The organism is Pseudomonas sp. AC252, assembly GCF_979258105.1.
In genome coordinates, this window is the sequence record NZ_OZ409837.1 from 2,715,311 (window position 1) to 2,735,262 (window position 19,952).

Annotated in this window: 15 protein-coding genes; 11 read left to right on the forward strand and 4 right to left on the reverse strand. The window is 61.2% G+C overall.

Features of this window, described 5'->3' with window-relative positions; genetic code table 11:
• Positions 1 to 29: 29 nt before the first annotated feature.
• The 6 genes from recC (at position 30) to ACZZZ4_RS12400 (ending at position 11,724) form a co-directional block, all read left to right on the forward strand.
• A complete protein-coding gene (recC, locus tag ACZZZ4_RS12375) occupies positions 30 to 3,482 on the forward strand; it encodes an exodeoxyribonuclease V subunit gamma (RefSeq protein WP_463547923.1) in 3,453 nt (1,150 codons plus the stop codon).
• Positions 3,479 to 7,165: an exodeoxyribonuclease V subunit beta gene (recB, locus tag ACZZZ4_RS12380; protein ID WP_463547924.1), complete on the forward strand. Its 3,687-nt coding sequence runs from the start codon at positions 3,479 to 3,481 to the stop codon at positions 7,163 to 7,165. Before recC ends, recB begins: the two co-directional genes overlap by 4 nt.
• Positions 7,162 to 9,270: an exodeoxyribonuclease V subunit alpha gene (gene recD / locus ACZZZ4_RS12385; protein WP_463547925.1), complete on the forward strand. Its 2,109-nt coding sequence runs from the start codon at positions 7,162 to 7,164 to the stop codon at positions 9,268 to 9,270. The genes recB and recD overlap by 4 nt, the downstream gene beginning before the upstream one ends.
• 119 nt (positions 9,271 to 9,389) lie before the next feature.
• Positions 9,390 to 9,959 carry a regulatory sequestration protein YfiR gene (locus ACZZZ4_RS12390; RefSeq protein WP_039759679.1) on the forward strand — a complete coding sequence of 190 codons (570 nt, stop codon included), beginning with the start codon at positions 9,390 to 9,392 and terminating at the stop codon, positions 9,957 to 9,959.
• On the forward strand, positions 9,956 to 11,224 hold the full coding sequence (locus ACZZZ4_RS12395; RefSeq protein WP_400556565.1) for a diguanylate cyclase DgcN/YfiN: 1,269 nt from the start codon (positions 9,956 to 9,958) through the stop codon (positions 11,222 to 11,224). Before ACZZZ4_RS12390 ends, ACZZZ4_RS12395 begins: the two co-directional genes overlap by 4 nt.
• Positions 11,224 to 11,724, forward strand: coding sequence for an OmpA family protein (locus ACZZZ4_RS12400; protein ID WP_463547926.1), 501 nt, complete (start codon positions 11,224 to 11,226; stop codon positions 11,722 to 11,724). The genes ACZZZ4_RS12395 and ACZZZ4_RS12400 overlap by 1 nt, the downstream gene beginning before the upstream one ends.
• On the opposite strand, the gene ACZZZ4_RS12405 is transcribed toward ACZZZ4_RS12400, so the two are convergent.
• Positions 11,721 to 12,668: a LysR family transcriptional regulator gene (locus tag ACZZZ4_RS12405; protein ID WP_016771799.1), complete on the reverse strand. Its 948-nt coding sequence runs from the start codon at positions 12,666 to 12,668 to the stop codon at positions 11,721 to 11,723. The genes ACZZZ4_RS12400 and ACZZZ4_RS12405 overlap by 4 nt on opposite strands.
• A 148-nt stretch (positions 12,669 to 12,816) precedes the next feature.
• Between ACZZZ4_RS12405 and ACZZZ4_RS12410 the strand changes: the two genes are divergently transcribed.
• Both ACZZZ4_RS12410 and mmsB read left to right on the forward strand, forming a co-directional pair.
• A complete protein-coding gene (locus ACZZZ4_RS12410; RefSeq protein WP_024011486.1) occupies positions 12,817 to 14,343 on the forward strand; it encodes a CoA-acylating methylmalonate-semialdehyde dehydrogenase in 1,527 nt (508 codons plus the stop codon).
• Positions 14,344 to 14,353: 10 nt separating this feature from the next.
• On the forward strand, positions 14,354 to 15,241 hold the full coding sequence (gene mmsB / locus ACZZZ4_RS12415; protein WP_463547927.1) for a 3-hydroxyisobutyrate dehydrogenase: 888 nt from the start codon (positions 14,354 to 14,356) through the stop codon (positions 15,239 to 15,241).
• Positions 15,242 to 15,440: 199 nt separating this feature from the next.
• On the opposite strand, the gene ACZZZ4_RS12420 is transcribed toward mmsB, so the two are convergent.
• Together ACZZZ4_RS12420 and ACZZZ4_RS12425 are read right to left on the reverse strand one after the other, a co-directional pair.
• Complete coding sequence (locus ACZZZ4_RS12420) at positions 15,441 to 15,791, reverse strand: cupin domain-containing protein (RefSeq protein ID WP_016770579.1); 351 nt, start codon at positions 15,789 to 15,791, stop codon at positions 15,441 to 15,443.
• Positions 15,792 to 15,881: 90 nt separating this feature from the next.
• Positions 15,882 to 16,769, reverse strand: coding sequence for a LysR family transcriptional regulator (locus ACZZZ4_RS12425; protein ID WP_463547928.1), 888 nt, complete (start codon positions 16,767 to 16,769; stop codon positions 15,882 to 15,884).
• A 232-nt stretch (positions 16,770 to 17,001) separates the two neighbouring features.
• On the opposite strand from ACZZZ4_RS12425, the gene ACZZZ4_RS12430 reads away from it, so the two are divergent.
• The gene (locus tag ACZZZ4_RS12430) at positions 17,002 to 17,766 is read left to right on the forward strand and encodes a sulfite exporter TauE/SafE family protein (RefSeq protein WP_463547929.1); all 765 of its coding nucleotides are present in this window, start codon (positions 17,002 to 17,004) and stop codon (positions 17,764 to 17,766) included.
• Here ACZZZ4_RS12430 and ACZZZ4_RS12435 read toward each other — a convergent pair.
• Positions 17,756 to 18,070 carry a putative quinol monooxygenase gene (locus tag ACZZZ4_RS12435; protein ID WP_463547930.1) on the reverse strand — a complete coding sequence of 105 codons (315 nt, stop codon included), beginning with the start codon at positions 18,068 to 18,070 and terminating at the stop codon, positions 17,756 to 17,758. The two genes, ACZZZ4_RS12430 and ACZZZ4_RS12435, sit on opposite strands and share 11 nt — an antisense overlap.
• A 182-nt stretch (positions 18,071 to 18,252) precedes the next feature.
• Here ACZZZ4_RS12435 and mdaB point away from each other — a divergent pair, with 182 nt between their 5' ends.
• Both mdaB and ACZZZ4_RS12445 read left to right on the forward strand, forming a co-directional pair.
• Positions 18,253 to 18,843 (forward strand): NADPH:quinone oxidoreductase MdaB, encoded by a 591-nt coding sequence (gene mdaB / locus ACZZZ4_RS12440; RefSeq protein WP_136491898.1) that lies wholly within the window; start codon positions 18,253 to 18,255, stop codon positions 18,841 to 18,843.
• 107 nt (positions 18,844 to 18,950) lie between these two features.
• Entirely contained in the window at positions 18,951 to 19,862 is a 912-nt protein-coding gene (locus ACZZZ4_RS12445) for a LysR substrate-binding domain-containing protein (RefSeq protein WP_463547931.1), read from the forward strand.
• Positions 19,863 to 19,952 lie beyond the last annotated feature (90 nt).

A 19,952-nucleotide genomic window follows, 5' to 3' on the forward strand; every position in this document is an offset into this window, starting at 1 on the left:
CGGCTTAAGCGATCTTTCAAGGAATCCATATGTCGGACGCCCAGTCCCTCAACGCTGCATTCATGGTGGTTCAGAGCAACAGTCTCGACGAGCTGCGCAGCCTTGTGGTCAGCATCATGCGGCGTTACCCATTGGCACCCTTGGAGAACGAAATCGCTTTGGTGCAAAGCAACGGCATCGCCCAATGGCTCAAATTGGCATTGGCCGAGGATCCCGAAGACGACGACCTTGGCGGTTGCGGAATCGCTGCGGCGATTGACGTGCAACTACCCGGAAGTTTCATGTGGCAGCTGTATCGCATGGTGCTGGGAAGAGATGAAATTCCAGCGAAATCCCTGCTCGACAAAGCCCCGCTGACCTGGCGCCTGATGCGCCTCTTGCCACAGGTAATCGACCGCGCCCATTTCGAGCCGCTGCAACGCTTCCTCACCCACGACAGCGATCTGCGCAAGCGCTATCAATTGTCAGAGCGTCTGGCCGACCTGTTTGACCAATATCAGGTGTACAGGGCTGATTGGCTGGAAGATTGGGCGGAAGGGCGTCATCAACTGCGCAATGTCAGAGGTGAAATAAAGCCGCTGCCACCGACAAGCTGCTGGCAGGCCGAGTTGTGGCGGGCGCTGCTGGATGACGTCGGCGAACAAGGCATGGCGCAGAGCCGTGCCGGTGTCCATCAACGTTTCATGGAGCGCATCAACATACTCGACCAGGCACCGGCTGCGCTGCCACCGCGTGTGATCGTTTTCGGTATTTCTTCGCTACCCGCGCAGGTGCTTGAAGCGCTCGCCGGTTTGGCGCGGTTCAGCCAGGTACTCCTTTGCGTGCACAACCCCTGCCGTCATCACTGGGCGGACATCGTCGCCGACAAGGATCTGCTGCGGCATCAATACAAGCGGCAGCAGCGCAAAAATGGAATGCCTGTCGTGCTTGATGCCGACACCCTGCATCAGCACGCACATCCGCTATTAGCTGCTTGGGGCAAGCAAGGTCGCGACTATATCAATCTGCTCGACAGCTACGACGATCCCAACAGCTACCGCGCAGCCTTTCGTGACGGCCGCATCGACCTGTTCAGCGATGCCCAGCCGCACAACATGCTTAACCAGCTTCAGGACGACATCCTCGAATTGCGTCCACTCAACGAGACGCGTGAACTCTGGCCTGCTGTCGACCTGGCACAAGACCATTCAATACGTTTTCACATAGCCCACAGCGCTCAGCGCGAAGTCGAAATCCTGCACGATCAACTTTTGGCGCGTTTCAGTGCCGACCCGAATCTGCGCCCGCGAGATGTGATCGTCATGGTTCCGGATATCGACAGCTATGCGCCGCATATCCGCGCGGTTTTCGGTCAGCTCGATCGATTTGACCCGCGCTTCATTCCGTTCACTTTGGCGGACCAGGGCCAGCGTGGCCGCGATCCGTTACTAATCGCAGTCGAGCACCTGCTCAAACTCCCGGACAGCCGTTTCCCGGTCAGCGAGATTCTCGACCTGCTCGATGTGCCGGCCCTGCGTGCTCGCTTTGGCGTAGAGGAGCGCGACCTGCCAACTTTGCATCGCTGGATCGAAGGCGCCGGCGTGCGTTGGGGCATGAGCGCTGAACAACGGGCCGGTCTCGGTCTGCCGGTGGAACTGGAGCAGAACAGCTGGCATTTCGGTCTACGCCGAATGCTGCTGGGTTACGCCGTCGGCAGCGCCGAGGCGTGTGCAGGTATCGAACCTTATGATGAAATTGGTGGGCTTGATGCCGCTCTGATCGGGCCACTGGTTGCTCTGCTGGATGCCTTGGAAATCGCTCACCAGCAACTCACACAACCGGCTCAGCCGAAAGAGTGGGGGCTGCGCTTGCAGGCACTGATGCAGGTGTTTTTCCAGGCCAGCAATGAGCACGACGATTACCTGCTGACTCAACTGGAAGAGCTTCGCGAAACATGGCTGGAGACCTGTGAGACGGTAGGTCTGATTGATGAATTGCCGCTGACTGTCGTACGCGAAGCCTGGCTCGCCGGGCTGGATCAAGGGCGTTTATCGCAACGATTCCTCGCCGGTGCGGTGAATTTCTGCACCTTGATGCCGATGCGTGCCATTCCTTTCAAACTGGTTTGTCTGCTGGGCATGAACGACGGCGACTATCCGCGTGCCCAACCGCCTCTGGATTTCGACCTGATGGGCAGCGATTACCGACCTGGCGACCGCTCACGGCGTGAAGATGACCGCTACCTGCTACTCGAAGCGCTGTTGTCCGCGCGCTCTCAGCTCTATATCAGTTGGGTCGGTCGCAGCATCCGTGACAATAGCGAACGACCTGCGTCGGTGCTCATCGGCCAGTTGCGCGATCACCTCGCCAGCGGCTGGCGTTCAATCGACCCATGCCAGGATCTGTTGGACGCGCTGACCGAAGAACACCCCCTGCAGCCTTTCAGTGCCCGCTATTTCCACGAAGGCGAGCCATTGTTCAGCTATGCCAATGAATGGCAAGTTTTGCATCAAAACACCGCACGTCAAAGCGAGGCGCCATTACTCCCGTCGTACGTTCAGGAAGAACCGCTGACGCTGGCATTGCTCCAGGACTTTCTGCGTAACCCGGTTCGGCATTTTTTCACCCAGCGTCTCAAGGTCTACTTCGAAGCCGCTCAAGCGCCGTTGGCCGATGAAGAACCTTTCGTGCTGGACGCATTGCAGCGCTACACGCTCAGCGACAGCTTGCTGGAAGCCGCGCTCGGTCAGCCGGACAATATCGATCAGGCGCTGCAAGCCCGCGCGCTACGCCTGCAAAACAGTGGCCTGCTGCCTATGGCCGGTTTTGGCGAATGCCTACAGCGTGAACTGATCGAACCGCTGCCGGATCTTCTGCAGCGTTATCAACAGTTGCTGACGTTATGGCCGACGCCGTTGACCAGTGCGATCCCGGTCAGTCTCGACTTGCAAGGTATGCGGCTGGAGGGCTGGCTCGAAAGCCTGCATCAACGCGCCGATGGCGGACTGCTGTCAGTCACCACCATTCCCAACAGCATCGGCTCGATCAAAACGCGCAAGTGGCACCGGCTGACCAAACCGTGGGTCACCCATCTGGTCGCCTGCGCCAGCGAGCACGCGTTGACGACGGCATTGGTCGCCAGTGACGACACACTGTTGCTGGAGCCAATGGAGCGAGACCGCGCGCTGCGTTTGCTCGGTGACCTGCTTCTCGCCTGGCAATCCGGAATGCGCCAACCCTTGCCGATTGCGATAAAAACCGCATTCGCCTGGTTGTCGCAAACTGACCCGGTCAAAGCCGAAGCCGCTGCGCGAAAAGCCTATGAAGGTGACGGCCAGACCAGCGAGGGCGAACGGCGTGAAAGCCCGGCACTGCTCCGGCAATATCCCGATTTCGATGCACTGTTGGCAGACGAAACCTTCACTGGCTGGTGCGATACCTTGTATCGCCCGTTATTCGAAGCGTCATGGCGTTCCTTGTCCAGCGAAGGTGCGCGCGCATGAGTACCAAGACACCGTTGGCTCTGGCCTTCCCGTTGCGCGGCAGCCAGCTGATCGAAGCGAGCGCGGGCACCGGCAAGACTTTCACGATTTCGGCTCTTTATCTGCGGCTGATTCTCGGCCATGGCGGCGAGACCAGGGGTTTTGCGCGCGAATTGCTGCCGCCGCAAATCCTCGTTGTGACGTTCACCGATGCTGCCACCAAAGAGCTGCGTGAACGGATTCGAACCCGCTTGGCCGAGGCGGCGCGTTTCTTCCGCGACGAGATTCCCGCTCCTGACGGACTGATCGCCGAGCTGCGCGATCAGTTCGATCCGCAGCAATGGTCCGGATGCGCCAACCGTCTCGATATCGCCGCGCAGTGGATGGACGAAGCCGCGGTTTCGACCATTCACAGCTGGTGTCAGCGCATGCTGCGCGAGCATGCGTTCGATAGCGGCAGCCTGTTCACGCAATCGCTGGAAACCGATCACAGCGATTTGCTCGGCGAGGTGCTGCGCGATTATTGGCGGCTGTTCTGCTACCCGATGCAGGGCGATGCGCTGAACTGGGTGCGCAGCAATTGGGGTGGCCCCGCAGCGTTGTTGCCTCGGGTCCGGGGCTTGTTCGCCAGCGAGCGTGACACCGATGAAGGCAAGGTGCCTGCGGAGCTGATCACCGAATGTTTGCTGGAGCGGCGGGCGGCATTGGTCGAACTGAAGATGCCTTGGCGTGACTGGGCAGACGAGCTGCTTGCTCTCTGCCATGAGGGCGTGGCCAGCAAAACCGTCGATGGCCGCAAGATGCAGGCGCGTTATTTCGAACCCTGGTTCGAGAAACTCAAGACCTGGGCCGAAGACGAGGCGCTTGAGCAACTGGACATTGGCACCGGCTTCACCCGTCTGACACCCGATGGCATGGCCGAAGCCTGGAAAGGCCAGGCCCCGAGTCATCCCGGGCTGGACGCCATGTCCGGACTCAAGTCGAGTCTTGATGCCTTGCCGACCCCCGATGCCGCTGTTCTGCAACACGCTGCCAAGTGGGTCGGTGCACGCTTCGAAGAAGAGAAGGGTCGCCGCGCGGAAATGGGATTCGACGACATGCTGCTGCGTCTGGATGCAGCGCTGCAATCGGAGGGCGGCGAGCGTCTGGCGACGTTGATCCGCGAGCAGTTTCCGGTGGCACTGATCGACGAATTCCAGGATACCGATCCGGTGCAATACCGCATCTTCGAGAGCATTTACCGCATCGAAGACAATCACCCTGACACCGGCCTGTTCCTGATCGGCGACCCCAAGCAGGCGATCTACGCCTTTCGCGGTGCTGACATCTACACCTACCTGCGCGCACGTCAGGCCACTACCGGCCGCTTGCATACGCTCGGCACCAACTTCCGCTCCAGCCACGGCATGGTCACAGCGGTCAATCATGTATTCGAACGCGCCGAGTCCCGAGAACAGGGACGCGGCGCGTTTTTGTTTCGCGAGAAAACCGGCGAAAACCCGGTACCGTTTCTGCCTGTTGAATCTCAGGGACGCAAGGAAACGCTGCGGATTGCCGGGCAAGACGTCGCGGCACTGAATGTCTGGCTATTGCCTAGCGATCAGCCGCTGTCCGGCGCAGTGTATCGCCAGCAAATGGCCGCCGCCTGCGCCAGTCAAATCACCACACTGCTCAATGGTGGGCAAACCGGCAGCGCTGGTTTTGTTCAGGGAGATGACTTCAAAGGTTTGCGTCCTTCGGACATCGCGATCCTCGTCCGCGACGGTAAGGAAGCCCAAGCCGTACGCGCCGAACTCGCCGCCAGAGGTGTGCGCAGTGTTTATCTGTCGGACAAGGATTCGGTGTTCGCCGCGCAAGAGGCGCACGACCTTCTGGCGTGGCTGAAGGCTTGCGCCGAACCCGATGTCGAACGTTCGCTGAAGGCTGCCCTGGCCTGCACTACTCTGAATCTGCCGCTGATCGAGCTGGAGCGCCTGAACCAGGACGAAATGGTCTGGGAAGCCCGGGTCATGCAGTTCCGCGGCTATCGCGAACTCTGGCGCAAACAGGGCGTGCTGCCGATGTTGCGGCGCCTGCTTCACGATTTCCATTTGCCGCAGACCCTGATGCAGCGCAGTGACGGCGAGCGCGTGCTGACCAACCTTTTGCACCTTTCGGAACTGATGCAGCAAGCCGCTGCTGAACTGGACGGTGAACAAGCGTTGATCCGCCATCTGGCCGAGCTGCTGGCACTGTCCGGTCAGGCAGGTGAAGAGCAGATCCTGCGTCTGGAAAGCGACGAACAACTGGTCAAGGTGGTGACCATCCACAAATCCAAGGGCCTGGAATATCCGCTGGTGTTCCTGCCATTCATTTGCTCGGCGAAACCGGTGGATGGCAGCCGTTTACCGCTGCATTACCACGACGCTGCGGGCAAGGCGCATATCAGCCTCAAGCCGACCGCCGAGTTGATCGCGCTGGCTGACGATGAGCGTCTGGCCGAAGATCTGCGTCTTCTGTATGTCGCGTTGACCCGTGCGCAACATGCCTGTTGGTTGGGCGTCACTGATCTCAAACGCGGCAATAACAACAGCTCTGTGCTGCACCTTTCTGCGCTGGGTTACCTGCTGGGTGGCGGCGCCGCTTTGGGCGAGTCCAGCGAATTGAATCGCTGGCTGCAGGATCTGCAGCAAGACTGCGCGGCGATTGGCATCGGCGAAATGCCTCAGCCCACTGACGAGCATTACCAGCCGCCGCGCAATGAAGCAGTGCTGCGAGCCACACTACGGCCTAAACGCAAAGCCAGTGAAAACTGGTGGATCGCGTCGTACAGCGCCCTACGCATCAGCGACGTATTGAGCGTCGGCAGCGATGAAGCACCGGACAGCCCGCAGGCGCAAAAGCTCTTCGACGACGAGCGCCTCGACCCCGACGCGCCCCGCGAAATCATCAGCGGTGGCGCCGATATCCACCGTTTTCCTCGCGGACCGAATCCCGGCACGTTTTTGCACGGCTTGCTGGAATGGGCAGGTGCTGAAGGTTTTGCGGTGACCCGCGAAGCGCTGGAGGATGCGCTTGCTCGGCGCTGCAACCTGCGCGGCTGGCAAGGCTGGATCACCACCCTGACTGACTGGCTGCAGCATTTGCTCAAGTCGCCGTTGCCGATCGCTGGCGGGCAACCGCCGGTGGTTCTTGAGCAGCTGAAGCAATACCGCGTCGAGATGGAGTTCTGGTTCGCCAGCCACAAGGTCGATGTGCTCAAGCTCGACGAACAGGTGCGTCAGCATACCCACAACGGCGTCGCCCGAGTTGCGGCAGAACCGGTGCAACTCAACGGCATGTTCAAGGGCTTTATCGACCTGACCTTCGAGCACGACGGCCGCTATTACGTCGCCGATTACAAATCCAATTGGCTCGGCGTCGATGATCAGGCTTACACCGTGCAGGCCATGGAACAGTCGATTCTCGACAACCGTTACGACCTGCAATACGTACTTTATCTGTTGGCACTGCATCGCCAGTTGAAGGCGCGGCTGACGGATTACGATTACGACCGCCATGTCGGCGGGGCGCTGTATCTGTATCTGCGCGGTACGCGTGCCGAAAGTCGTGGCGTGTACTTCGTGCGTCCGCCACGGGAATTGATCGAACGCCTCGACCGGATGTTCCAGGGCAAACCCGAACCCAAGTCCGAACCCGCCTGGGAACAGGGAGTTCTGCTATGAGCCGCACATTCGCCGATCTGCTGCCGACACCACTGGAAGCGGACAGCCTGTCGAAACTCTCGCCGCTGACCCGCGCCGATGATTTGCTGTTGTTGCTGAGCCGTTGGGTCGAGCGCGGCTGGCTGCGTGCGCTGGACCGCGCCTTTGTCGCTTTCCTGCATGAACTCGGGCCCGAGACCGACCCGTTGGTGTTGCTGGCAGCGGCGTTGACCAGTCACCAACTCGGCCATGGTCATGTGTGTCTGGACCTGTTCGAAACCCTCAAGGCGCCGGATTTTGCATTGTCATTGCCGCCCGAAGGCGATGTGCAGGGCGGTGTGTTGTTGCTGCCCTCGCAATTGCTCGAAACGCTCGATGGAGCCCATTGGTGCAAAGTGCTGGCAAGCAGTCCATTGGTGGCCCTGGCTGCTGACCCGAGTGAAACAGCGCAGACACGTCCATTGGTGCTGTCCTCGAAACGCCTGTACCTGCGACGTTACTGGACCTACGAACGCCGCATCGATGCAGCGTTGCGCCAACGCTTGATGCAATCGGAGCCGACGCCAGATGATCTGCCGCAGCGCCTCAATGAATTGTTCGGTGGCGCGGAATCTGCGGCTGTCATCGATTGGCAAAAACTCGCTTGCGCCATCGCCACGCGCAGCGCCTTCAGCATCATCACCGGCGGCCCGGGTACCGGTAAAACCACCACGGTGGTGCGCTTGCTCGCGTTGCTGCAGGCACCGGCTGTCGAGGCTGGTCATCCGCTGCGCATTCGTCTGGCGGCACCGACCGGCAAGGCCGCCGCGCGCTTGACCGAGTCGATCAGTCAGCAAGTGCAATCATTGCAAGTCGCCGAAGCGGTGCGCGCGGCGATCCCCTGCGATGTGACCACCGTGCACCGTTTGCTCGGCAGTCGACCGGGTACCCGGCATTTCCGTCACCATGCCGGTAATCGATTACCGCTGGATGTTCTGGTGGTCGACGAAGCCTCGATGATCGACCTGGAAATGATGGCTAACTTGCTCGACGCCATGCCGGCCCATGCGCGGCTGGTACTGCTGGGCGACAAGGATCAGTTGGCCTCGGTCGAGGCCGGTGCGGTGTTGGGCGATCTGTGCCGTGATGCCGAGGGCGGTTGGTACAGCCCGCAGACCCGACAATGGCTGGAGTCAGTCAGTGGCGAGTCGTTGCAGGGCAGCGGCTTGCATGAGGACCGCGACGGCACCCATCCATTGGCGCAGCAAGTGGTGATGCTGCGGCACTCGCGCCGCTTCGGCGAGGGCAGTGGCATCGGTCAGCTCGCGAGTCGGGTCAATCAGCAATTGGCCGATGAAGCGCGGCAGTTGCTTGCGGCCGGCAGCTACGACGACGTGTATTCGCTACCGCTCAAAGGCGAGCACGATCAGAAGCTCGAACGCCTCTTGCTCGAAGGTCACGGCATCGGCCCGCAAGGTTATCGCCATTACTTGAGCGTACTGCGCGATCAGCGCCCACCGTCTACGCGGCCACTTGAGCATGCGGCCTGGACCGATTGGGCGCGGGAAGTCTTGCAGGCGTTCGATACGTTCCAGTTGCTGTGCGCGGTGCGCAAAGGGCCGTGGGGCGTTGAAGGTCTGAACCAGCGCATCACCGCTGCGTTGCTCAAGGCGCGTCTGATCGAGAGCGATCAGCAGTGGTATGAAGGTCGGCCCGTGCTGATGACTCGTAACGACTATGGTCTGGGCCTGATGAACGGCGACATCGGCATCGCCCTGAAACTGCCCGAGCGTGAAGGCGCAGAGATCGGCAAAACGGTTCTGCGCGTGGCCTTCCCGCGTAACGATGGTCAGGGCGGCGTGCGCTTCGTGTTGCCGAGTCGACTCAATGATGTCGAAACCGTGTACGCCATGACGGTGCACAAGTCCCAGGGCTCGGAGTTCGCCCATACGGCGCTGATCCTGCCGGATGCGTTGAACCCCGTGCTGACCAAAGAACTGATCTACACCGGCATCACTCGCGCCCGGCACTGGTTCACCTTGATCGAGCCGCGTGCCGGCGTGTTTGAGGAAGCGGTGCAGCGCAAGGTCAAGCGTCTGAGCGGGCTGTTGCTGGAACTGGAGGAGGGCACCGAGCCTCAGGGATGAAGCGCTGAATGACCGGCAACGATTACTGACCAACCGGTCAGAGGCCGGCGCCTCGCTGGCGTTCTGGCGCTGTGCTATCGTTGCGGCATCATTTCGTTACGCTCCTAGAGAATCCCTGCATGAAGGTGGCCGTCCGGACGACAGAGCGTGTGGTTGCCTGCCAGCGCGCCCTGCTTATCGTTTTGCTCTGGTTGTTGGCGGGCAGCGCCATCGCACAAGCGCAAACCGGGCCGGCCGAGCAACGGGCCAAAGCGGTCACGCAAGTGGTTCTTGGCATCCTCAGTTATGCACGCTGGCCAGTGGAACCGGCGCAGTTGCGCTTGTGCATCATCGGTCCCACCGAATACACCGATGACCTGGTCAAAGGGACCACACAAGCCACTGGTCGGCCGGTGGCGGTGCGTCGTCTGCTGGCGGACAACCCGGCCATCGTCAGCGAATGCGATGCGGTGTACATCGGCAAGCTCACCGCCGATGAACGCAGCCGCCTGTTCGCATCATTGATCGGGCATCCAGTGCTGAGCATCAGCGAAGCGGACGATCAATGCACTGTCGGCAGTCTGTTCTGCCTGCGCGTTGGCGATGAACAAGTGTCGTTCGAGGTCAATCTCGACTCCGTGGCTCGCAGTGGTGTGCGCATACACCCCAGCGTGTTGCAGTTGTCCCGTCGCAAAGCGGCGGCGCCATGAAGCTGTTCAGTTGGAAGGCTCGCCCCACTCTGGGCTCGGTCATCGGCCGTGGGCATTTGATTGTCGCGCTGGTGGCGGTGGCGATGGCCAGTGTTTCGCTGACCCTGCTGGGCGTGCTGGCGCTGCGGGTCTATGCCGATCACAACCTGCACTTGATCGCCCGTTCAATCAGCTACACCGTCGAAGCGGCCGTCGTGTTCAATGACAAAGCGGCGGCAACCGAAGCGCTGGCGATCATCGCTTCCACCGAGGAAGTGGCAGATGCCCGAGTGCTCGACGCGCAAGGCCAATTGATCGCGCAATGGCAGCGCGCTGAAACCGGCTTGTTCTCCGAGCTGGAAATGCGGATCGCCCGCGCCATACTGGAAAAACCGGTCAGCCTGCCGATCGAGCATCAGGACCGTGAGATCGGTCGCGTCCTGCTCATCGGCCACGGCGGCAGCCTGATGCGCTTCCTGCTCAGCGGCCTGGCCGGGATTGTGCTGTGCACCGCGATCAGCGCCTGGGTCGCGCTCTATCTGGCGCGGCGGCAGTTGCGCGCGATCATCGGCCCGTTGCACAGCCTCGCCGCCGTCGCCCACGCCGCCCGTAGCGAACGAGCGCTGGATCGGCGCGTGCCGCCGGCGCAAATCGCCGAACTGGATAACCTGGGCAACGACTTCAATGCCTTGCTCGGCGAACTCGAGTCCTGGCAAACCCACCTGCAGAACGAAAACGAAACCCTCGCCCATCAAGCGACCCACGACAGCCTCACCGGGTTGCCCAACCGCGCGTTTTTTGAAGGCCGCTTGATGCGCGCCTTGCGCAACGGCAAAAAACACGATGAGCGGGTCGCCGTGCTGTTTCTCGACAGCGACCGCTTCAAAGGCATCAACGATAACTTCGGCCACGCCTCGGGCGACGCTGTGCTGGTGGCGATCGCCAATCGCGTGCGAGCGCAATTGCGCGAGGATGATCTGGTCGCGCGGCTGGGCGGCGACGAGTTCGCCGTGCTGCTCGCGCCCCTGCACACGGTCGAAGACGCTGAGCACATCGCTGACAAGATTCTCGCCAGCATGGACATGCCGATCACCCTGCCCGGCGACAGCAGTGTGGTGACCTCGCTCAGTATCGGCATCGCCGTCTATCCCGATCATGGCGCCACGCCGGGAGCCTTGCTCAACGCAGCCGACGCGGCGATGTATCAGGCCAAGCGCCTGTCGCGCGGCGCGCAATTCACCGCCGGGTCGGAGCGCCCGGTCGATTCCGTTCACACCAGGAGCTGATGCCCGTGTTCACACTTCCCGTTCGACTGTTTTCCGCATTGCTGCTGATCGCCGCGCTGACCCTGAGCGGTTGCCAGAGCGCCCAGCAAAAAGGCCTGACACCGGCGCAAGTCGCCGTGCTCAAACAGCAGGGTTTCGAATTGACCGACGACGGCTGGGAATTCGGCTTGTCGGGCAAAGTGCTGTTTGGCAGTGATGTCGAAAGCCTGAACGCACCCAGCACAGAAATCGTCGAACGCATCGGCAAGGCGCTGCTCGGCGTGGGGATTGAGCGGGTACGCGTCGATGGCCACACCGATGCGTCGGGCAAGGAACCTTACAATCAGCAACTGTCGCTGCGTCGGGCCAAGAGCGTCGCCAACGTCCTCGGCACGGTCGGCATGAAGCAGGAGAACATCCAGCTGCAAGGCCTCGGCAGCAGCGAACCCGTGGCCTCCAACGACACCGCAGCAGGGCGCACGGAAAATCGCCGGGTGTCGATTGTGGTCAGCGCCGATTAATCGGCAAAGCGCATCTCCCGCGTTTCCCCCATCAACAACGCCTGATTGCGCTCCGTCACTTCGCGAATGTAATCCCACAACAACGTAATCCGCTTCAACTTGCGCAGATCCTCCCGGCAGTACATCCAGAACTGCCGGGTGATGTCGATTTCCTCCGGCAGCACCGGCAGCAATCGCGGGTCCTGCGCGGCGAGGAAGCACGGCAGGATCGCCAGTGACCGGCCCTGCTGTGCGGCGACGTATTGTGCGATCACGCTGGTGCTGCGCAAGTTTGCGCTGGCGCCGGGCAGCACGTTGGCCAGGTAGAGCAGCTCCGAGCTGAACGCCAGGTCATCCACATAACTGATGAATTGATGCTTGCTCAAGTCGGCCGGGCGGCGGATCGGTGGGTGTTTGTCCAGATAGTCCTGGGTTGCGTACAGCTGCAAGCGGTAGTCGCAGAGTTTGCAGCAGACGTACGGCCCGTGCTCCGGCCGCTCGAGGGCAATGACGATGTCGGCCTCGCGCTTGGACAGGCTGATGAAGTGCGGCAGCGGCAGGATGTCCACCGAGATTGCCGGGTAGGCATCGACGAAATGGCTCAGCTGCGGGGTGATGAAAAAACTGCCGAAGCCTTCGGTGCAGCCCATGCGCACGTGCCCGGACAGGGCAACGCCCGAGCCCGAGACTTGCTCGCAGGCCATGTGCAGCGTGCTTTCGATCGACTCGGCATAACCGAGCAAGCGCTGGCCTTCGGTGGTCAGGACGAAGCCGCTGGTGCGGGATTTTTCGAACAGCAATGTGCCGAGCGCCGCTTCCAGCGAACTGATCCGTCGCGACACCGTGGTGTAGTCGACGGCCAGGCGTTTGGCGGCGGTGCTGGCCTTGCGGGTGCGGGCGACTTCGAGGAAAAACTTCAGGTCGTCCCAGTTCAGCGAGCCTAGCGAGGTGATGTTTTTTTGCATGATGGACGGGCTTATATGTGCGTTCTTATTAGAAGTTTGCACATCTATACTCCAAAAACCGTCCGACAACCATTCTGGACACACGCCTCATCTCAGGGCGAACCTTTCGCCTTGGCTCCTACGATAAAAACAAGTTCTGGAGACCAGCATGAACGCATCGCTTACGCCCAACGACACCACGCTGCAAAAGGTCAAACTGCTGATCGACGGCGAATGGGTCGAGTCGCAGACCACTGAGTGGCACGACATCGTCAACCCGGCCACCCAGCAAGTGCTGGCCAAGGTTCCGTTCGCCACCGCCGCTGAGGTCGATGCCGCTGTCAGCGCCGCCCAGCGTGCCTTCCAGACCTGGAAACTGACCCCGATCGGCGCGCGGATGCGCATCATGCTCAAGCTGCAAGCGCTGATCCGCGAGCACTCCAAGCGCATCGCCGTGGTCCTCAGCGCCGAGCAGGGCAAGACCATTGCCGACGCCGAGGGCGATATTTTCCGTGGCCTGGAAGTGGTCGAGCACGCGTGCTCGATCGGCACCCTGCAAATGGGCGAGTTCGCCGAGAACGTCGCCGGCGGCGTCGACACTTACACCCTGCGCCAGCCGATCGGCGTCTGCGCCGGCATCACGCCGTTCAACTTCCCGGCGATGATTCCGCTGTGGATGTTCCCGATGGCGATCGCGTGCGGCAACACCTTCGTGCTCAAGCCTTCGGAACAGGATCCGCTGTCGACCATGCTGCTGGTGGAACTGGCCATTGAGGCTGGCGTTCCGGCGGGCGTGCTCAACGTCGTTCATGGCGGCAAGGATGTGGTCGATGGCCTGTGCACGCACAAGGACATCAAAGCCGTGTCGTTCGTCGGTTCGACCGCTGTCGGCACCCACGTGTATGACCTGGCCGGCAAGCATGGCAAACGCGTGCAGTCGATGATGGGCGCGAAAAACCATGCCGTGGTGCTGCCCGATGCCAATCGCGAGCAAGCGCTGAATGCCTTGGTCGGTGCCGGTTTCGGTGCCGCCGGGCAGCGCTGCATGGCCACTTCGGTAGTGGTGCTGGTCGGTGCGGCGAAACAATGGCTGCCGGATCTGAAAGCGCTGGCGCAGAAGCTCAAGGTCAACGCCGGCAGCGAGCCGGGCACCGATGTCGGTCCGGTGATTTCGAAAAAGGCTAAAGCGCGGATTCTCGAACTGATCGAAAGCGGCATCAAGGAAGGCGCCAAGCTTGAACTGGACGGTCGTGACATCAGCGTGCCGGGTTATGAACAAGGCAATTTTGTCGGCCCGACCCTGTTCTCCGGGGTGACCACCGACATGCAGATCTACACCCAGGAAATCTTCGGCCCGGTGCTGGTGGTGCTGGAAGTCGACACGCTTGATCAGGCGATTGCGCTGGTCAACGCCAATCCGTTCGGTAACGGCACCGGCCTGTTCACCCAGAGCGGTGCGGCGGCGCGTAAATTCCAGACTGAAATCGACGTCGGTCAGGTCGGCATCAACATCCCGATTCCAGTGCCAGTGCCGTTCTTCAGTTTCACCGGTTCGCGCGGTTCGAAACTCGGCGACCTCGGCCCGTACGGCAAGCAAGTGGTGCAGTTCTACACGCAGACCAAAACGGTCACGGCGCGCTGGTTCGATGACGACAGCGTCAACGACGGCGTGAACACCACCATCAACCTGCGCTGAGGATTCGATCATGAAAATCGCATTTATCGGGCTGGGCAACATGGGCGCGCCGATGGCGCGCAACCTGATCAAGGCCGGCCACTCGTTGAACCTGGTCGACCTGAACAAAACCGTGCTGGCGGAACTCGAGCAACTGGGTGGCACCATCCGCGCTTCGGCGCGCGAGGCGGCGGAAGATGCCGAACTGGTGATCACCATGCTCCCGGCCGCTGTGCATGTGCGCAGTGTCTGGCTGGGCGAAGAGGGCGTGCTCGCCGGCCTTCGCCAGGGCGTGCCGGCGGTGGATTGCAGCACCATCGATCCGCAGACCGCCCGCGACGTTGCAGCGGCCGCCGCCAAACACGGCGTGGCCATGGCCGATGCGCCGGTCTCTGGCGGCACCGGCGGCGCGACGGCCGGGACCCTGACCTTCATGGTCGGCGCCACCCCGGAACTGTTCGCCACCCTGCAACCGGTGCTGGCGCAGATGGGCCGCAACATCGTGCATTGCGGTGAAGTCGGCACCGGCCAGATCGCCAAGATCTGCAACAACCTGCTGCTGGCGATTTCGATGGTCGGCGTCAGTGAGGCGATGGCGTTGGGCGATGCGCTGGGGATCGATACCGGCGTGCTGGCCGGGATCATCAACAGCTCGACTGGCCGTTGCTGGAGTTCGGAGATGTACAACCCGTGGCCGGGCATCGTCGAAACGGCGCCGGCTTCGCGCGGGTATACCGGCGGGTTCGGTGCAGAACTGATGCTCAAGGATCTCGGGCTGGCGACGGAAGCGGCGCGGCAGGCGCACCAGCCGGTGGTGCTCGGCGCGGTGGCGCAGCAGTTGTATCAGGCGATGAGCCAGCGCGGTGATGGCGGGAAAGACTTCTCGGCGATCATCAACAGCTATCGCAAGCCGCAGTAATCGCGATCAGCCCTTTGTGGTGAGGGATGTATCCCCGTTGGGTTGCGCAGCAGCCCCTGGATTGTGTCAGGCAAACCGAGTGCTCAGGGTTTGCGACTGCTGCGCAGTCGAGCGGGGATGAATCCCCTCGCCACGGGTTTTAGCAACGCCGGGACATTTGCCGGGAAATCACGTCGGGTGATTTCCCGGCTTTTTTGCATCAGGCGAAGACGAAATATTTGCGCACGGTCTCGACCACTTCCCACGTGCCCTTCATGCCCGGCTCAACCACGAAGATATCGCCGGCGCGCAGGTGAATCGGCGCCATGCCGTCCGGGGTGATCACGCAGTAGCCTTCTTGGAAATGGCAGTATTCCCACTTCACATAATCGACGCGCCACTTGCCCGGCGTGCAAATCCAGGTGCCCATGATCTTGCTGCCGTCTTCGCTGGTGTAGGCGTTGAGGTTGACGGTGTGCGGGTCGCCTTCGAGTTTTTCCCACTTGCAGGCGTCGAGTACCGGCAGCGGGTGAGTGTCGCGCAGAACGGTGATAGGGGCGGTCGCGGTCATAGGGACTCCGGGCAAGTGGACTTGAGAATTGAAGTCGCACCCTATAGCGCCCGGTTGTCGCTCAGTTGTCTGGGGTCGACATCGGAGTGCTCAGAAACGCGCAGCGATGAGCGCTTGTAACAATGCCTGGGCATAACCCGGCAGCGCGGCGAAGTCTCTCGCGCAGAGCAATAACCTGCGGCGCGCCCACGGCTCATTCAGAGTCACGCACTTGAACCGCTCCAGCGTCGCGCGTTGGACAGCAGCCAAGGGCACGATGGCCAGTCCGGCGCCATGGGCGACCATGCGCATCGCGCCATCAACGCCATCGGCGCGAATGCGCACCTGCATTCGCGCGCCGCTGTGCAGCGCCTGTTCTTCCAGATAAATCGCCAGTGCGCTGTCGGCGCCGAGTCCGACAAAGTCGTGCTGCAGCGCGTCGCTGAAACTGACCTCGGCGGCGTCAGACAACGGGTGATCGAGCGGCAGAATCAGCACCAGCGGATCGTCGCGAAACGCCTGAGTCTGTAGGCCGTTGGCGTCGACCGCGTCGGACACAATCCCCAGATCCGCCGCGCCTTCGCGCAACGCATGGGTAATCCGCGCGCTGGGCAGTTCCTGTAGATCGATGTCGAGATTGGGATGGCTGCGCAGGAAATCCGCGAGCACTTCCGGCAGGTACTCGGTGATCGCCGTGGTGTTGCACAACAGTCGCACCTGACCTTTGACGCCTTGCGCGTATTCGGCCAGATCCTGCTGCATGCGTTCGGCCTGTTGCAAAAGGATCCGCGCATGGCGGGCGAGGGCTTTGCCGGCCGGAGTCGGGGTAACGCCACGGCGGCCGCGCTCGAGGAATTCAGCGCCGAGTGAGGCTTCCATTGCGCGGATTCGAGCGCTGGCGGCGGCGAGGGACAAATGGCTGCGGGCGGCGCCGGCGGTGATGTTGCCGGTGTCGAGGATGTGCAGGTAGAGGCGCAGGTCGGTGAGGTCGAAGTGCATGGGGGTTGCCTCGGGTTTTTGTGGTGGCTGGGCTGACCCTTTCGCTGGCAAGCCAGCTCCCACAGTGTTGATTGGTGTTCTCGAAATGGATGAACAGCCGAGATCATGTGGGAGCTGGCTTGCCAGCGATGGGGCCAGTTGCATCACTGAAAACGCCAGCCTCTTGCTATAAAAGAGGCTGCCTCAGTATATGGCAGATTTCCCCCAACCCGGATCAGTGCACATTATCCCAATGCACACGCTAATCGACTTCTACCAAAACCTCGGCCTGGTCCTGTCTTTACTGGTCATCGCTACCTTCATGCTCGCCGGCACGGTCAAAGGCGTGATCGGTCTCGGCCTGCCCACCGTTGCGATGGGCCTGCTCGGTCTGGCTATGGCGCCGTCGCAGGCTGCCGCGTTGTTGATTATTCCGGCGACCCTTACCAACCTCTGGCAGCTGTGCTTCGGCGGCCATCTGAAAAGCTTGCTCAAACGCCTCTGGCCCATGCTGCTGATGATCTTCCTTGGCACCGGCATCGGCACCCTGTGGATCGGCCTGTCCGGCGGCCATTGGGTGGTGCGTGGACTTGGCGCGGCGCTGTTGCTGTATGCATTGAGCGGACTGTTTCTGCCGACTTTGCAGGTCAACCCGCCTCATGAACGCTGGCTCGGCCCGCTGTGTGGGCTGATCACCGGCGTCATCACCGCAGCCACCGGCGTCTTCGTGATTCCGGCGGTGCCGTATCTGCAAGCGCTGGGGCTGAGCCGCGATGAGCTGGTGCAGGCACTCGGCCTGTCCTTCACGGTTTCGACCCTGGCGCTGGCGCTCGGGCTGCTCTGGCACGGCGCACTCGGCGGTGGCGAATTGAGCGCCTCGCTGCTGGCGCTGATCCCAGCCATGCTCGGCATGTGGCTTGGCCAATGGCTGCGTCAGCGCATCAGCGCCGTGCTGTTCAAGCGGGTGTTCTTTATCGGACTGGGCGCGCTCGGCGCCCATCTGTTGATCAGTGGCTAGCCGACGATTCGCTAAGCATGTCGATCGGGCGGATATCGAAATCGTGCTCCAGATACTCCATCCGTTTGGCGAAGAACGCTTTCATGTGCGGCAACGCTGAGTGCACATCCAGATGCGCCTGGCTTGCCCAGATTTCGTAGAAGATAAACAGCGTCGGATCTTCCTTGTCGCGCAGCATGTGGTACTCGATGCAACCCGGTTCGGCGCGGCTCGGCTCGACATAGGCGCGGAACAGCGCTTCGAACTCGGCGGCTTTTTCCGGGCGGGTCTTGGCGTGCAGGATGAAACCCTGGCGTTCACTCATCACAACGTCCTCGAATGCAGAAAGCGCCAAATGCTACGGCACGAATTGGCTGTCGATTCGTGCGTTTTGGTCAAATGTATTTTGCGCCGACGTGGCTGTTTCCGCGCGAGATAGATGGTTAACCTGCCGCCATTCCAATTCCTGTTTCAATCCAGCCTCAAAGGCTGCGCCGAGGTTTTTCAATGAAGAAAGTGCTGTTGCTCAATGGCGGTAAAAAATTCGCCCACTCCGATGGCCGCTACAACACCACCCTGCACGAGACCGCGCTGAGCGTGCTCGATCGCGGCGGTGTCGACGTCAAGACCACCTTCATTGATGACGGCTACGACGTTGCTGAAGAAGTGGCCAAGTTCCTCTGGGCCGACGTGATCATTTATCAGATGCCGGGCTGGTGGATGGGCGCGCCGTGGACGGTGAAAAAGTACATCGACGAAGTCTTCACCGAAGGCCACGGCAGCCTCTACGCCAGCGACGGCCGCACCCGTTCCGATGCTTCGCAGAAGTACGGCAGTGGCGGTCTGATTCAGGGCAAGCAATACATGCTGTCGCTGACCTGGAACGCGCCGCAGCAAGCCTTCGATGACCCGACGGATTTCTTCGAAGCCAAAGGCGTGGACGCGGTGTACTTCCCGTTCCACAAGGCCAATGAGTTTCTGGGCATGACCGCGCTGCCGACCTTCCTCTGCGTCGACGTGATGAAGCGTCCGAACATCGAGAACGATGTGGCGCGTTATGAGCAGCATCTGACTGAGGTGTTTGGCCTCAAGGCCTGATGGGTTTCGGGCTACTATCCGGGTAACAGCAAAAGATCGCAGCCTTCGGCAGCTCCTACAGTGGGCATGGCGACAGGCTGCGATCGGCGATTCCAGCGAGGACACCCGTGAAAGCCAGATCCGATGAGTTGCAGATTTTCGTCTGCGTGATCGAATGCGGTTCGATTTCCGCCGCCGCCGAGCAGGTGGGGCAGACGCCATCGGCCGTCAGTCGCACGTTATCGAAGCTCGAAGCCAAGCTCGACACCACGCTGATCAACCGCACCACGCGGCGCATGGACCTGACCGAGGAGGGCAAGTATTTTTTCGAACAGGTCAAGCTGATTCTCGATCAGATGGAGCAACTCGAGGAGCGTCTGTCTTCGCGCCAGCAAACTCCTTCCGGACGCCTGCGCATCAACGCCGCCTCCCCGTTTATGCTCCACGCCATCGTTCCCTACATCGACGAATTCCGGCAGCTGTACCCGGACATCCAACTCGAACTCAACAGCAATGACCTGATCATTGACCTGCTGGAACAAAGCACCGACGTCGCCATCCGCATCGGCACCCTCGCCGATTCGACGCTGCACGCGCGTTCGCTCGGTTGCAGTCCGTTATTGATCGTCGCCAGCCCTTCGTACCTGAAAAAACACGGTGCGCCCCGGCAGGTCGCAGACCTGAGTGAACACACGCTGCTCGGCTTCACCCACAACGAAGGCCTCAACCAATGGCCGCTGCGCTATGTGCACGGCGACCGTTGGCCGATCAACCCGGCGATCAGCGCCTCCAGCGGCGAGACCGTTCGCCATTTGGTGCTGGAAGGGCAGGGCATCGCTTGTCTGTCGCACTTCATGACCATCGACGATATTCGCGCCGGACGCCTGAAAGTCCTGCTCGGCGAATTCAACAGCGGCTACCGCCAACCGATCAACGCGGTGTACTACCGCAACTCGCAACTGGCGTTGCGCATCCAGTGCTTCCTCGACTTTATCCAGAGCAAACTCGCCGCCTACGCAAGCGCCGAATTCAAGGGCTGATTCGTGATCCCTAAGCAAGGGTGAATTGGCCGAGAGCGGGTTTTTCGCCTGAGTTCATCGGCCGATACTCGCTGCATCACTTATTCACGC